At 66.7% G+C, this 14,189-nt stretch carries 11 protein-coding genes; 5 read left to right on the top strand and 6 right to left on the bottom strand.

The window, feature by feature from the left end:
• Nucleotides 1-110: 110 nt before the first annotated feature.
• The 6 genes from MJ205_RS16445 to MJ205_RS16420 are packed head-to-tail and all read right to left on the bottom strand — an operon-like array spanning nt 111 to nt 6,417.
• Entirely contained in the window at nt 111-1,337 is a 1,227-nt protein-coding gene (locus MJ205_RS16445; RefSeq protein ID WP_239809445.1) for an acyl-CoA dehydrogenase family protein, read from the bottom strand.
• Between the two features lie 19 nt (nt 1,338-1,356).
• Nucleotides 1,357-2,397 (bottom strand): aldo/keto reductase, encoded by a 1,041-nt coding sequence (locus MJ205_RS16440; RefSeq protein WP_239809444.1) that lies wholly within the window; start codon nt 2,395-2,397, stop codon nt 1,357-1,359.
• 21 nt (nt 2,398-2,418) lie between these two features.
• The gene (locus MJ205_RS16435) at nt 2,419-3,402 is read right to left on the bottom strand and encodes an ABC transporter ATP-binding protein (RefSeq protein WP_239809443.1); all 984 of its coding nucleotides are present in this window, start codon (nt 3,400-3,402) and stop codon (nt 2,419-2,421) included.
• A 7-nt stretch (nt 3,403-3,409) separates the two neighbouring features.
• Nucleotides 3,410-4,405 (bottom strand): ABC transporter ATP-binding protein, encoded by a 996-nt coding sequence (locus tag MJ205_RS16430; RefSeq protein WP_230779284.1) that lies wholly within the window; start codon nt 4,403-4,405, stop codon nt 3,410-3,412.
• Entirely contained in the window at nt 4,406-5,431 is a 1,026-nt protein-coding gene (locus MJ205_RS16425) for an ABC transporter permease (RefSeq protein ID WP_239809442.1), read from the bottom strand.
• Nucleotides 5,431-6,417, bottom strand: a complete 987-nt coding sequence (locus MJ205_RS16420; protein WP_239809441.1) for an ABC transporter permease — start codon at nt 6,415-6,417, stop codon at nt 5,431-5,433. The genes MJ205_RS16425 and MJ205_RS16420 overlap by 1 nt, the downstream gene beginning before the upstream one ends.
• Nucleotides 6,418-6,857: 440 nt before the next feature.
• Here MJ205_RS16420 and MJ205_RS16415 point away from each other — a divergent pair, with 440 nt between their 5' ends.
• The 5 genes from MJ205_RS16415 (at nt 6,858) to MJ205_RS16395 (ending at nt 14,174) form a co-directional block, all read left to right on the top strand.
• Nucleotides 6,858-8,042, top strand: a complete 1,185-nt coding sequence (locus tag MJ205_RS16415) for an LLM class flavin-dependent oxidoreductase (RefSeq protein ID WP_239809440.1) — start codon at nt 6,858-6,860, stop codon at nt 8,040-8,042.
• 110 nt (nt 8,043-8,152) lie between these two features.
• Nucleotides 8,153-9,742: an ABC transporter substrate-binding protein gene (locus MJ205_RS16410; RefSeq protein WP_239809439.1), complete on the top strand. Its 1,590-nt coding sequence runs from the start codon at nt 8,153-8,155 to the stop codon at nt 9,740-9,742.
• A complete protein-coding gene (locus MJ205_RS16405; RefSeq protein WP_239809438.1) occupies nt 9,739-11,292 on the top strand; it encodes an amidase in 1,554 nt (517 codons plus the stop codon). Before MJ205_RS16410 ends, MJ205_RS16405 begins: the two co-directional genes overlap by 4 nt.
• Complete coding sequence (locus MJ205_RS16400) at nt 11,289-12,518, top strand: acyl-CoA dehydrogenase family protein (protein WP_239809437.1); 1,230 nt, start codon at nt 11,289-11,291, stop codon at nt 12,516-12,518. Before MJ205_RS16405 ends, MJ205_RS16400 begins: the two co-directional genes overlap by 4 nt.
• Before the next feature lie 33 nt (nt 12,519-12,551).
• Nucleotides 12,552-14,174, top strand: a complete 1,623-nt coding sequence (locus MJ205_RS16395) for an ABC transporter substrate-binding protein (RefSeq protein ID WP_239809436.1) — start codon at nt 12,552-12,554, stop codon at nt 14,172-14,174.
• Nucleotides 14,175-14,189 lie beyond the last annotated feature (15 nt).

Genomic DNA, 14,189 nt, shown 5'->3' with positions numbered 1-14,189 from the left:
GGAATCTTTCACTGACCTGGGCGAATGTAATTGATTTGGTTAAACATGACGCATTTTGTAAATTTATTTGCAAAAATTAACCATGCCTGCAACACCCACGCCGCACCGGTTCAAAACACCCGCCCCTCCTCCAGATGCGTGCGCGTGCCATTGAGCACATAGTCCCCCACCACCCGGGTTTTGTGCAGCAAAGGGTTGTGGCTGAAGATGGTGCGCAGGTTGCGCCAGTGGCGGTCCAGGTTCAGCTGGCGCGAGGTGGCGGAGGCGCCGCCCACTTCGAACAGGCGCTCGCCGGCATTCAGCGCCAGGCGGCTGACGACCAGCTGGGTCTGGGCGGTGGCCAGCGCGCCTTGCAGCACGGCGTCGTCCGCACTCTGCGGGGCGTGCACGATGGCATAGGCGCCCTGGTCGAGCTGGCGGGCGTTGGCGCTGATGAGCGCATCGATCGCATAGCTGGCGGCGGCCAGCTCGCCGACGACGGCCTGCACAAAATGGTCGTCGCGTGAGCGCTCGGCCGGGCTGTGCATCGCAGGCCTGCCCAGCTGCAGCACATAGTGGCGTGCATCGGCCAGGATATTGCGCACAATGCCGGCGGCAGTCGCCACCAGGATCAGCTGGCGCAGCGCAGAGGCATGGCGGCCCGCCAGGTTGTCGCGCGCACCGGGGCTGATTTCGTCGTCATAGACCAGCACATGGTTCAGCTCCAGGCTGCCGCTGGCGGTCAGCCGCTGGCCCATGCCGTCCCAGTCGTCGAGCACCCGCACCCCTTCGCGCTGCACGGGGATCACGGCATTGACGCCCTGGCCCTCGTCGTTGACCGCAAACACATTGAAGTAATCCGCATAGGCCGTGCCGGTGGCGTAGTACTTCTTGCCATTCAAGCGGTGATGGGCGCCATCGCGCAGCAGGGTGGAGGTGCTGATGCCGGCGCGCGCCGTGCCCAGCTCGGTAAAGGCGCCACCAAACAGCTTGCCCTGCAGGGCCCAGGCGTTCTGGCGCTGGGCCAGGGGCGAGGGCTTGGTATCCAGCCGCAGTAGCTCGGTGGTGTTGAAGTGGGTGCGCAGCGCATGGGCCACGTTGGAATCGGCAGCAGCCAGGGTGCTGACCACCTCGACCACATCGGCCACCGATCCGCCCGGTCCGCCCTGTTCACGGCCAATGCGCAGGCCGCCCAGGCCCGATGCGCGAAGCAGGTCAAACGCCGCCCAGGGCGGCTCGCGCAGCAGCTCGCGCTGTGCAGCACCTTGGCCGATATCGGCCGCCAGCTGGGGCAGGCGGGCCAGCAGGTCATCCCGGCTGGGGCGGCTGGAGCGCAGGGGGGGAACAGAGGCATTCATGGCGGTGGACCTGGTGGGTTTAAGCGGCCGCTGGGGTGGGGGCCGGGGCAGCCGCGACATAGGGCACACGGCCTTCGACCGGGTGGCCGGGGTCGGTAAAGCCCAAGGTGGAAGGGTGGCCGGCGGCCACCAGGCGGTTGACCAGGGCCTCGTCATCAGCGGTGAACTGGTAATCGAGCGCGCGGATATAGCCGTCCCATTGCTCGGGCGTGCGCGGGCCGGCGATGGCGGCAGTCACCAGGCGGTTGTTCAGCACCCAGGCCAGCGCAAAGTCCACCGGGCTGATGCCGCGCTCGTCGGTATGCCGCTTGATCTCGGCGGCAATGTCGATGGACTCGGGGCGCCATTCGGTCTCCAGCATGCGCTTGTCCAGCCGCGCGGCGCGCGAGCCGGGCTCGGCCGCTTCCACACTCGGGTACTTGGCGGTCAGCACGCCCCGGGCCAGCGGGCTGTACGAGACCACGCCCAGCCCATAGGCGGCGGCAGCGGGCAGCTGCTCGGCCTCGGCCGTGCGGTTGACGATGTTGTAGAGCGGCTGGCTGGCGATGGGGCGGTCGATGCCTTCGGCGTCGGCCAGGTGCGCCACCTCGGCAATGCGCCAACCGCGAAAGTTGGACAGCCCGAAATAGCGCAGCTTGCCCGCGCGCACCAGGTCGCCAATGGCGCGCACTGCCTCGCCCAGCGGCGCGTCGAAATCGGCGCGGTGAAAGTACAGCAGGTCGATGTAGTCGGTACCCAGGCGGCGCAGGCTGTTGTCGACCGATTCGATGATCCATTTGCGCGAGGTGCCGCGCCGGTTCGGGCCCTCGCCCAGCGGGTTGCCGAACTTGGTGGCCAGCACCCAGTCATGGCGGTCCTTGGCCAGCGCGCGGCCCACCACCTGCTCGGTCACGCCCTTTTGGTAGACGTCGGCCGTGTCGATGAAGTTGATGCCCTGGGACTTGGCCGTGGCGATGATGGCGTGCGCAGTCTGCTCATCGGTCGGGCCGCCGAACATCATGGTGCCCAGTGCGAGGCGAGAAACCTTGAGGCCGCTGCGGCCGAGATAACGGTAGGTCATGGCAATGGAGACAACAAAGGGTTAGTGGACAAAAGAGATGACGGAGGTCCGCGTGTCAGCGGTCTGCGGAGCCTGCGGATGGTGGCAGGCCACCAGGTGGCCGTTGCCGCTGTCGCTGAGCAGCGGCTCCTGCGTGGTGCACAGCGCGGTGGCGCGCGGGCAGCGCGGATGAAAGCGGCAGCCGCTGGGCAGGTTCTGCGGGCTGGGCAGGTCGCCGCCCAACGGGGCGACCTGGCGGTGCCGGCTCGGGTCCGGTACCGCATCGAGCAGCGCCTGGGTGTAGGGGTGGCGCGGAGCGCTCCACAGGCTGCGGCGGTCGGCACTCTCGACGATGCGGCCCAGGTACATCACCAGCACCCGGTCGGCAAAGTACTGCACGACCGACAGGTCATGCGAGATGAACAGGTAGGACAGGCCAAACTCGCGCTTCATCTCGACCAGCAGGTTCAGGATCTGCGCCTGGATCGACAGGTCCAGCGCCGAGACCGGCTCGTCGCAGACCACCAGATCGGGCTGCAGCATCAGCGCGCGGGCAATGCCCAGGCGCTGGCGCTGGCCGCCCGAAAACTCATGCGGGTACCGGCCCAGCGCACTGCGCGGCAGGCCCACGCGGTCAAGCAGGCGTTCCACCTGGCGGCGGCGCTGGGCACGGTCACCCAGGCCATGCACCTGCAGCGGCGTCTCCAGAATGCTGCCGATGCTGTGGCGCGGGTTGAGCGACGCGAACGGGTCCTGGAAGATCATCTGCATGCGCTTGCGCAGGCTGCGCAAGCGCGCGCCTTGTAGCGGCAGAATGTCTTCGCCGTCCAGCGCCACCTGGCCGGCCGTCGGTGTCTCCAGCCGCAGCAGGCTGCGGCCCAAGGTGGATTTGCCGCAGCCCGATTCGCCGACCAGGCCGACGGTCTCGCCCTTGGCAATGCTGAACGACACACCATCGACGGCGCGCAGCACGCCCTTGGGCAGTTTGAAATGGGTCTGAAGATCGCTGACAGTCAGCAGGCTCATGGCAGTCCTAGGCAAGGTGGGCGCTGCGTGCAGACGCAGGCAGGGTGATGGGGCAGGCGCTGAGGCGTTGCGGGCCTGCTGCTTGCAAGGGCGGCACAACGCTGTGGCAATAGGCCTGGGCGCGCGGGCAGCGCGGTGCAAAGGCGCAGCCGGCCTGGCCGATGGCCGAGGTGATGCTGCCGCGAATCTCGGTCAGCGGGCCATCGAGGTAGTGCGCGCCGGGCTGCAGCCGGGGCGATGCCGCCAGCAGGCCCTGGGTGTAGGGGTGCAGGGGCTCGTCAAACAGCGGGCCGGGGCGGGCCTGCTCCACCTCGCGGCCGGCATACATCACCACCACGCGGTCGGCCCATTGCGACACCACGCCCAGGTCGTGGGTGATCAGGATCAGGCCCATCGACAGCTCCTTGCGCAGCCGGTCGAGCAGGTCCAGCACCTGGGCCTGGATGGTCACATCCAGCGCGGTGGTGGGCTCGTCGGCGATCAGCAGGCGCGGGCGGCAGGCAATGGCCATGGCAATCATCACGCGCTGGCGCATGCCGCCCGAGAGCTGGTGCGGAAAGTCATCGACCCGGCGCTGCGGGTCGGGGATGCGCACGGTATCGAGCAGCTCGATGGCGCGCAGCCGAGCCGCCTTGGCGCTCAAACCCTCGTGCTGGCGCAGCACCTCGGCGATCTGCCAACCGATGGTGTAGACCGGATTCAGCGAGGTCATCGGCTCCTGGAAGATCATGCCGATCTCGCGCCCGCGCAGCTGGCGCATCGCGCGCTCATCGAGCGCCAGCAGGTCCTGGCCGTTGAAGCGGATCTCGCCCTGCGCAATGCGGGCCGCGCGCGGCAGCAGGCGCATCAGCGCGAGGGCGGTGAGTGATTTGCCCGAGCCTGATTCACCGACGATCGCCAAGGTCTCGCCCGCCTGCACGCTGAAGCTCAGCCCACGCACCGGATCGAGTTGCGGAAAACGGATGCTCAGCCCGCGCACATCCAGCAAAGAGGTTTCGGACATTCAGCGCTCCTGCGACAGACGGGGGTTGAGGGCATCGTTCAAGCCATCACCAATCAGGTTGAAGGCCAGCACGGCAAACACGATGGCCAGGCCCGGTGCGGCCGTCAGGTACCAGGCGGTGCGCAGCAGGTCCCGCCCCATGCCGATCATGCTGCCCCAGCTGACCACATTCGGGTCGCCCATGCTCATGAAGGACAGCGCCGATTCCAGCAGGATGGCCGAGGCCACCATCACCGACGAGGTGACGATGATGGGCGGCAGCGCATTGGGCAGCATCTCGCGCAGGATGATTCGGCTGTGCGAGTAACCCAGCGCGCGGGCGGCCAGCACAAACTCCTTGTGGCGCAGCGCGCGGAACTCGGCCCGCACCAGGCGCGCCACTGTGGGCCAGGTCACCAGGCCAATCGCCACGACGATGGTGCTGATCGCCGGCTGGGCAATCGCCACCAGCACCACCAGCAAGATAAAGCTGGGAATCGTCTGGAACAACACCACCACGCGCTGCAGCAGGTCATCGACCCAGCCGCCAAAGTAGCCGCTGACGGCGCCAATGCCAATGCCCAGGCTCAGCCCGATCAACGTGGCCGACACGCCCACCAGCAGCGACACACGCGCGCCATGGGCAATGCCGGCAGCCACATCGCGGCCCATCGAGTCGGTACCCAGCAGGTAGGCGGCATCCTGGCCGGGCCAGAGAAAGGGCTGGGCCACCATGTCCAGCGGATCACCGGGAAAGAGCCAGGGCGCGGTCAGCGCCAGCAGCAGCACGGCCAGCAAGAAGCCGCAGCCCAGCATGGCCGTGGGGTTGCGCAGGAACACGCGCAGCGCGCGGTAGCCCTGGCTGCCACTGCCGGCGTTGGCAGCACTGGTGCTGGTGCGCACCGCGTCGGGCGCATGCAGATTGGGCCAGGGCGCGGCATCGGGCTCAGCGTTGCTGGTGCTGCTGTGCGCCGCCTGTGCGGCCGCCAGCGGGTGGGTGGCGGCCGGGGGGATCGGCAGCGCCTGGGAAGAGGAAGACAAAGACATCAGCGCACCTCGATTCGGGGATCCAGCCAGGCATGCAGCAGATCGACCAGCACATTGGCGGCGATCACCAGCAGGGAAGAGAGAAACAGCACACCCATCAGCACGCTGAAATCGCGGCTCAGTACGGCCTCGAAGGCCAGACGCCCCAGGCCCGGCCAGCTGTAGACGGTCTCGACTACCACCGCGCCGCCGAGCATGCCGCCCAGGTGCATGCCGGCCATCGTGGTCACCGGCAGCAGCGCATTGCGCAGCACATGGCGCACGGTGATGCGCCAGGGCGAGAGGCCCTTGGCCGCGGCGGTGCGCACAAAGTCCTGCGACTGCACCTCCAGCATCGCTGCGCGGGTCAGGCGCGCATAGATCGCTACATAGAAGAGGGCGAGCGACGTGGCAGGCAGCACCATGTAGCGCAGCTGGTCGAGCACGGCGGCCACGCCACTCAGCTGCGAGCCGATGCTGGCCGAGCCGCCGCTGGGCAGCCAGCCGAGCTTGACCGAGAACAGCACGATCAGCATCAGCCCGGTCCAGAAGCCCGGCACCGAATAGAACAGCAGCGACAGCACCGACAGCAGGCGGTCCGGCAGGCGGCCGGCAAAGTAGGCCATCGCCGTGCCCAGCGCAATGCCCAGGCTCAGGGCAATCGCCAGCGCCAGGCCCATCAGCAGCAAGGTGCTGGGCAGGCGCTGGCCGATCAGCTCCATCACCGGCATGTTGTAGCGCGGCGAAAAACCCAGGCTGAAATGCGCCAGGTTGCCCAGGTAGGCCTGCAGCTGCTCCAGCACGCTCAGATCCAGCCCAAAGCGTGAGCGCAGCGCCGCCAGGGTCTCGGCCGTGGCCGCGCCGGATTCGCCGGCCATCACATCGGCCGCATCACCGGGTGTGAGCTGCAGCAGCAGAAAGTTCAAAATCGCTACGCCCAGCACCGTGGGTACTGCATATTTGGCATTGAACCAGAGCGATCGCAATAAACGGGGGAGGGTATTCATGCGCATTATTGATCGGGGGTGACCCTGTGCATGATAGGAGCGTTCCTGCCTTATCTCCGGTATTTGCAGCATGCCATTTCATATATCAAAAGGTGCAAACTAAATAACAAATATCGGTATCTGATTTTTATTGGTTGGTGGCTGCTCGCCAAAGTTTTTCAAGCGGATGTGAACCCAAAAGCGCATATTTTGTTTGCTTGGCAGCACATACTTGAAAGCTATAAGCGGTGGCAAGGGGCTGCGCTGTACGTTGGCACTGTGCTTTGGTGGGGATTTGCATGCCAGCGTTGATGGCTGATTTTTAAATATGCAAATGCAAAATCGGCGCAAGAACACGCTGCTGATTCATGGGATTATTCAAGCCAATGCGGACGGTGAAATCCCCGGTTTACCTCTATGCCGGTTTACCGTCCTTTGTCGTGAAACCCCCTGGCCGCTCCATGAACTCTGCAATACCCCTGGATACGCTCGCTGATCGAGAGACATTCGCCTCGCCGCTGGATTTTCCGGACAGCCCCCTGTCGCAGGCCTTTGCGCAGCCCATTCTGCTGGGCCTGTTTCTGCCGATCCAGGCGGGCGGCTGGAGTGCCTCGACCCTGCCGCGCAGCACCGACTGGCGCTTTGACTACAACAAGGACCTGGTGCTGAAGGCGGAAGACCTGGGGTTCGATCTGGTGTTTGCGCTGTCGCAGTGGCTGCCCAAGGGCGGCTATGGCGGGGTGTTCAATGGGGATGCGCTGGATTCGTTTGCCACCACGGCGGCGCTGACCTCGGTCACCCGGCGCATCATGCTGATCTCGACCATCCATGTGCTCTACGGCCCGCTGCACCCGCTGCACCTGGCCAAGTGGGGTGCGACCCTGGACCACATCTCGGGCGGGCGCTGGGGCATCAATATCGTCACCGGCCACCGCGAGGTGGAGCACAAGATGTTTGGCTGGGACCAGATCGAGCATGACCGGCGCTATGACCTGGCCTCGGAGTTCATCGAGGTCGTGCAGCGCCTGTGGTCCTATGACGAGAACTACTCGTTCGAAGGCATCTCGCCGTGGAAGCTGGGGGGCGGCTTTGTCAGCCCCAAGCCGCGCTTTGGCCGGCCTGCGCTGGTCAACGCCACCGGCTCGGATGCGGGCATTGCCTTTGCGGCCCGGCATTCGGACCTGGTCTTCATCACCAGCCCCGGCGCATCGGACTTTGCCCGTGCCATCGAGGTGCTGCCCGCCCATGCGGCCCGCGTCAAGCAAGAGGCGCGCAATGCCGGCCGCAACGTGCGCACCTTGCTCAACCCGATGGTCATCAGCCGCGGCACCGAGGCGGAGACCTGGGCCTACCACGATGCCATCGTGGCCCACCAGGACCAGCGCACCCCGGACGGCTTCAGCAGCTTGAAGAGCGATGCCCATGCCTGGCGCGGCCGCACGGCGCTCGATGCCCCCAAGCGCCGCGCCATCGGCGGCAACATCGAAGTGATTGGCACGCCCGAGCAGGTGGTCGAGCAGTTTGTCCAACTCAAGCGCGCCGGCATCGATGGGCTGCAGCTGAGCTTCTTCGACTTCAAGCCCGATCTGGAATTTTTTGGCGACCGCATTCTGCCGCTGATGAAGCAGGCCGGCCTGCGCTTCTAAGCACTGCGCACAGCTTTATCCACAGACGTTCGCCGTCTCTCCCGTTTTTCTTTGCGCTTTTTGCGTGTTATCTGCGCTTTGACTGCGCCTTCTCTCCTGGACCATTGCCCATGCGAACTCTCTACAAAAACCTGGCCTGGGGCCTGCTGACCGCCAGCACTTTCGGCGCGGCCTATGCCCAGGCACCCGCCACGCCCGTCAAGGGCGGCACGGTCACCTCCGTCGTCGCGCAGGAGCCGACCTCGCTGGTGTCCTTTCTCGATACCAAGACCGACAACCGCGATGTCAGCGCCAAGATCACCGAAGGCCTGCTGCGCTATGACGCCAAGTTCCAGCCCCAGCCGCTGCTGGCCACGTCCTGGACGGTCAGCCCCGATGGTCTGCAGTACCGCTTCAAGCTGCGTGAGGGCGTCAAGTTCCATGATGGGCGCGACTTCAGCTCGGCCGATGTGCGCTACTCGTTCCTGACCCAGAAAAAGCTGGGCCCGCGTGGCCGCATCACTTTGCAGAACCTGGAGCGGGTCGATACGCCCGACGCACACACGGCGGTGCTGGTGCTGTCCAAGCCTGCGCCGTTTCTGCTCAAGTCGCTGTCGTCGGCAGAGCTGCCGATCGTGCCGGCGCACCGCTATGGCGATGGCGACCCGCTGGGCAGCCCCAACGCCAATGCGCCGGTCGGTACAGGCCCGTTCATTTTTGAACAATGGGTGCGCGGCAGCCATGTGATCCTCAAGCGCAACCCGAACTACTGGCGCCCCGGTGTGCCCCATGTGGACCGGGTGGTGATCCGCTTTGTGCGTGACCCGGCGGCGATCTCGGCAGCCATCGAAACGGGTGAGGCCGATGTGGCGCAGAACCTGGCCCTGGCCGACCTGGGCCGCTTGCTGCAAAAGCCCAACCTCAAGCTCGATGCCAGCTATGACGCGTTCCTGAACAACGCGTCGTTCCTGGAGTTCAACGTCGAGAACCCGGTGCTGGCCAAGCCCGAGGTGCGCCATGCGATTGCCCATGCGGTCGACCGCAACTTCATCGTCAACAACGTCTACTACAAGCAGGCCGAGCTGGTGAACTCGCCCGTCCCCAAGGTGCTGGGCGCCTATTACGACGACAGCCAGTTCAACTACGGCTTTGATGTGGCCCGCGCCAACCAGCTGCTCGATGCTGCCGGCTACCCGCGCCAGGCCAACGGCCAGCGCTTTGCGCTCAAGCTCACCTACATCCCCGGCGCGCAGTTCAAGCAGACGTCGGAGTACCTGCGCTCGGCGCTGAACCGTGTGGGCATCAAGGTGGACATTCTGGATGGCGACCTGCCCACCTTCCTCAAGCGTGCCTATACCGCGCGCGAGTTTGACCTGAACCTCAACGGCCTGGGCCGCTTGTTTGATCCATCGGTGGGCGTGCAGCGCATCTACTGGTCCGACGGCATCAAGAACCCGCTGATCTGGATCAATGCCTCGCACTACAACAACCCGCAGGTGGACAACCTGTTCCGCCAGGCTGCTGTCGAGGTGGACGAGGCCAAGCGTGCCGCGCAGTTCCGCGAGATTCAGCAGATTGTGGGCCGTGATCTGCCGGTCTACCCGATCGCGACCGTGCCGTCTGCGCTGCGGGTACACAGCACGCGGGTGCATGGGCTCAACAACAGCATTGACCTGACGTCTGGAGACTTTTCTGACCTGTGGCTGGAGGCTAGCAAATGACGACGACCATCGACTTTCCCAACGAAACCACCCTCGGTGAGAGCGCGGCAGCGGCCCAGGGCATTGCCGCCAGCCTGGCCTTTGCCAGCGCCCGTGAGCAGCTGCAGGCACTGGCCGATGGCCGCGTCAGCGCGGTCCAGCTGCTGGAGCAGGCGCTGGCCCGCATCGAGCGCCATGATGGCGAGCTCAACGCGATCCCGGTGCGGGCGATTGAACAGGCCCGGCGCGATGCCCAGGCGGCAGACGCCGCCTTGCAGCGGGGCGAGCGCAAACCGCTGTTGGGCCTGCCGATCACCGTGAAGGAAAACTTTGACGTTGCCGGCCTGCCCACCACCGTGGGCAACCCGGACTACCGCAGCAATATCGCCCGGCAGGATGCGCCTGCGGTGGCGGCGTTGCGGGCGGCCGGCGCGGTGCTGATCGGCAAGAGCAATGTGCCGCTGGCGCTGAGCGATCTGCAAAGCTACAACGCGGTCTACGGCAGCAGCAACAACCCCTGGGATCTGCAGCGCACGCCCGGTGGCTCGTCGGGCGGCAGCGCAGCGGCCGTGGCCGCCGGCTTTGTGGCGCTGGAGCTGGGCACGGACATTGGCGGCTCGGTGCGCATTCCCGCCCACTTCAACGGCGTGTTTGGCCACAAGACCAGCTATGGGCTGATCTCGATGCGCGGCACCGGCGCGCCGCAAGGGCGCTTTGCCGCGCGCGACCTGTCGGTGGCTGGGCCGCTGGCGCGCACGGCGCTGGACCTGGAGCTGGCGCTGGCTCAGCTGCTCAACCTCGATCCGCTGCAGGCCAAAGGCTGGCAGGCGAGCCTGCCGCCGCCGCGCCACCAGCGGCTGCAGGATTTTCGGGTGCTGGTGCTGGGCGCCTGGCCGGGCCAGGAGGCGAGTCTGTCCGAGCAGCTGGTGATCACCAGGGTGGTCAGCGCCTTGCAAGCGCAAGGCGTGCAGACCACGCAGTGGCGCGATCTGCCTCCTGCGCAGCGCCCCGACCTGAGTGAGCAGCACCGCACCTACCGCAGCCTGCTGGGCTCGTCCGTCGCCCATGGCGCGCCGCTGACCGAAGCACAGCAGCAGCGCCTGGCCGAGCTGGAGCCCGATGACCGCAGCGCCGAGGCCGCGTTGCTGCGCGCGCCCAGCCTGCCCCATGCCACCTGGCTGCAGGACAACGAGCACCGCCATGCGCTGAGCCACCAGTGGGAGCAGCTGTTCAAGGACTATGACGTGGTGCTGACCCCTGTGGCGCCCACCCCGGCCTTTGCGCACCAGCAGCAAGGCCACAAGGAAGAGCGCCGCTTTCCGGTGGCCTATGCCGATGGGGTGCGCCACATCGGCTTTCGCGAGCTGTTTTACTGGGCCGGCTTGCCAGTGCTGCCGGGCCTGCCTGCGACCAGTTTCCCGGTCGGGCTCGATGATGACGGCCTGCCCATCAGCGCCCAGGTGGTCGGCCCCTATCTGGAAGACCGCACGACCATTGCCTTTGCCCATGCCTGGGAGCAGGCCCAGGGCGGCTTTGTGGTGCCGCCCCGCTATGCGCAGGGGGATGCATGAGCGCCGTGCTGCAAGCGCTGCAGCAGCCCCTGGATACGGCCAGCCCGGGCCCGGCCTTGGACGAGGCCCGCTTGCTGGCCCGCGCGCAGGCGCTGATCGCCGAGCTGGCCGCACTGGCGGAGGCGCATGATGCCAGTGGCGCGGCGCCGGCGCCGCAGTTTGCGCTGCTGCACCAGGCCGACTTGCTGCGGCTGACCATTGCCCGCGAGGCCGGTGGCCATGGCGCGGGCCTGGCCAGCGCCCGTGCGGTGGTCGGGGCCATTGCCCAGGGCGACCCGGCGGTGGCCTTGATTTTGGCGATGCACTACAGCAACCATGCGGCCATTGCCCGCTCGCAGCGCGCAGCGCAGGGCGAGTGGCCGGCAGCGCTGGCGGACGAGCTGATAGCGGCCAGCCTGCAAGGCCCCGCGTTGCTCAACGCCGCCCAGGTGGAGCCGGAGCTGGGCTCGCCCTCGCACGGCGGCCTGCCGGCGGCGCGGGCCAGGCGCGTGGCCGGTGGCTGGCAGCTGAGCGGCCACAAGGTCTATGTGACCGGCGGGCCGCTGTTGGCCTGGATCAGCGTGCTGGCCGTGACCGACGAGCCCGAGCCGCGCCTGGGCAGCTTTGTGCTGCCCCGAGATACGGCCGGTGCCCGCCTGCTGGACACCTGGAACCCCATGGGCATGCGCGCCACCGTCAGCCAGGACTTGGTGCTCGACGGCGCCTGGGTGCCCGACCACCATGCGGTAGGCCTGCGCCCGGCCAGCCTGGGCCTGCAGCGTGAGGCCCATGGCATTGCCTGGTACTTCAGCCTGGTGGCCACGGTATATGACGGCGCAGCGCGCTCGGCCCGCGATTGGCTGGGCGCGTTTCTGAACCAGCGCCGCCCCAGCGCACTGGGCGGTGCCAACCTGGCATCGCTTACCACCGTGCAGGAAAAGTTTGGCGAGATCGAGGTGCTGCTGCAGACCAGCGACTGGCTGCTGGACAGCCATGCCCGCGCCTACGACAGCGGCACCGCGCCCGATGGCCTGGTGGCCGTGGCCAAGCATGTGGCGGTGGACAACGCGCTGCGCGTGGCACAGCTGGCGCTGGAGCTGGCCGGCAACCACGGCCTGGCGCGGCGCAATCCGCTGGAGCGCCATCTGCGCAATGTGCTGTGCAGCCAGATCCATTCGCCGTCCAACAGCCTGATCCGCAGCAACACCGGCCGTGCGGCCTTGCAAAAGCGCCAGGCCGCTGCCTGAGCGCCGCCCCTGTTTTTACCTTTGGTACCTCGCATGTCTACTGATTCCGATTTCTCGCTCGCCACGCGCCGCCACTTCATGCTGGCCGCTGCGGCCTCCGGCCTGGGCACGGCAGTCCCCAGCCTGGCCTGGGCGCAGGACAAGCCGCAAAAAGGCGGCACCTTGAACCTGCTGCTCTTCCCCGAGCCGCCGACCTTGACGACGATTGCGCACACGGCGGGCTCGTCGGTGACGATCTCGGGCAAAGTCACCGAGGGGCTGCTGACCTATGACTTCAACCTCAACCCGCAGCCGCAGCTGGCTGTGGCCTGGACCATCAGCCCCGATGGCCTGGTCTACCGCTTCCAGCTGCGCCAGGGCGTCAAATGGCATGACGGCAAGCCCTTCACTTCGGCCGATGTGGTGCACTCGATTGCCTTGCTCAAGGAGTTCCACCCCCGGGGCCGCGCCACCTTTGCCGGCGTGGCCGAGGTGCAGGCCCCCGACGCGCACACGGTGGTACTGCAGCTGAGCCGGCCCATCCCGTACCTGATCACGGCACTGGCGGCCTCGGAGTCGCCCATCGTGCCCAAGCACCTCTATGCCAGCGGCCGGGCCGATACCAACCCGGCCAACAATGCGCCGGTGGGCACGGGCCCCTTTGTGTTCAAGGAATGGGTGCGCGGCAGCCATGTGATCTACGAGCGCAACCCGCATTACTGGGATGGCGACAAGCCCTATATCGACCGGCTGGTGGTGCGCTTTATCCCCGACGCCGCCGCGCGCACGGCGGCCATCGAAAGCGGCCAGGTGCAGATTGCACCCAGCTCGCCGGTGCCCTTTGCCGAGGTGGAGCGCCTGCGCGCCAAGCCCGGCCTGCAGTTCGAGACCCGGGGCTATGAATACATCAACAGCGTCTACCGGCTGGAGTTCAACCTGGAGAGCGAGCCGCTCAAGGACCTGCGCGTGCGCCAGGCCATTGCCCATGCGCTGCAGCGCGAGAACCTGCTCAAGGTCGCCTGGTACGGCCAGGGCAGGCTGACCACCGGGCCGGTGCACCCGGCGCTGAAGAAGTTCTATGTGCCCGATCTGCCGGTGCTGCCCTATGACCTGAAACGTGCCGAGAAGCTGCTGGATGATGCGGGCCTGACGCGCGGCAAGGCCGGCGGCCAGTGGCGTGCGCGGCTGAACCTGACCCCCATCCCCAACGAGGGCGGCCAGCGCACCGGCGACTTCCTCAAGCAGGCGCTGGGCCGTATCGGCATCGATGTGCAGATCAACAGCCAGGACTTTGCCACCTACATCAAGCGCATCTACACCGATCGCGCCTTTGACCTGCATGTGAGCGCGATGAGCAACACCTTTGACCCGACGGTGGGCATCCAGCGGCTGTACTGGTCCAAGAGCTTTCAGCGCGGGCTGCCGTTCTCCAACGGCGCGCACTACGCCAGCCCCGAGGTGGACCGCCTGCTGGAATCCGCCGCCGTCGAGATGAACGAGGCCCAGCGCATCCGCGAGGTGGCGGAGTTCCAGAAGCACATTGCCACCGACCTGCCCGACATCACCTTGGTCGCCCCCGACATCTACACGATTGCCGACAAGCGCGTGCGCAACCACACCGTGGGTGCGGATGGCGTGGCCGGCAACCTGGCCGGCGTCTGGCTGGCCGCGTCCTGATCCATCTGCCTAGGA

The sequence above is a fragment of the Comamonas sp. B21-038 genome (assembly GCF_022387135.1).
In the GTDB taxonomy this organism is placed as follows: Bacteria; Pseudomonadota; Gammaproteobacteria; order Burkholderiales; family Burkholderiaceae_C; genus Comamonas; species Comamonas sediminis.
Note: the sequence above shows the minus strand (reverse complement) of the source record. Positions and strands in the feature narration are given on the sequence as shown.

Excerpts from the sequence above, each read along its gene's own strand:
- MJ205_RS16445 (WP_239809445.1), bottom strand. The coding sequence starts at position 1,337 with ATGAATGCCTCTGTTCCCCCCCTGCGCTCCAGCCGCCCCAGCCGGGAT.
- MJ205_RS16440 (WP_239809444.1), bottom strand. The coding sequence starts at position 2,397 with ATGACCTACCGTTATCTCGGCCGCAGCGGCCTCAAGGTTTCTCGCCTC.
- MJ205_RS16435 (WP_239809443.1), bottom strand. The coding sequence starts at position 3,402 with ATGAGCCTGCTGACTGTCAGCGATCTTCAGACCCATTTCAAACTGCCC.
- MJ205_RS16430 (WP_230779284.1), bottom strand. The coding sequence starts at position 4,405 with ATGTCCGAAACCTCTTTGCTGGATGTGCGCGGGCTGAGCATCCGTTTT.
- MJ205_RS16425 (WP_239809442.1), bottom strand. The coding sequence starts at position 5,431 with ATGTCTTTGTCTTCCTCTTCCCAGGCGCTGCCGATCCCCCCGGCCGCC.
- MJ205_RS16420 (WP_239809441.1), bottom strand. The coding sequence starts at position 6,417 with ATGAATACCCTCCCCCGTTTATTGCGATCGCTCTGGTTCAATGCCAAA.
- MJ205_RS16415 (WP_239809440.1), top strand. The coding sequence starts at position 6,858 with ATGAACTCTGCAATACCCCTGGATACGCTCGCTGATCGAGAGACATTC.
- MJ205_RS16410 (WP_239809439.1), top strand. The coding sequence starts at position 8,153 with ATGCGAACTCTCTACAAAAACCTGGCCTGGGGCCTGCTGACCGCCAGC.
- MJ205_RS16405 (WP_239809438.1), top strand. The coding sequence starts at position 9,739 with ATGACGACGACCATCGACTTTCCCAACGAAACCACCCTCGGTGAGAGC.
- MJ205_RS16400 (WP_239809437.1), top strand. The coding sequence starts at position 11,289 with ATGAGCGCCGTGCTGCAAGCGCTGCAGCAGCCCCTGGATACGGCCAGC.
- MJ205_RS16395 (WP_239809436.1), top strand. The coding sequence starts at position 12,552 with ATGTCTACTGATTCCGATTTCTCGCTCGCCACGCGCCGCCACTTCATG.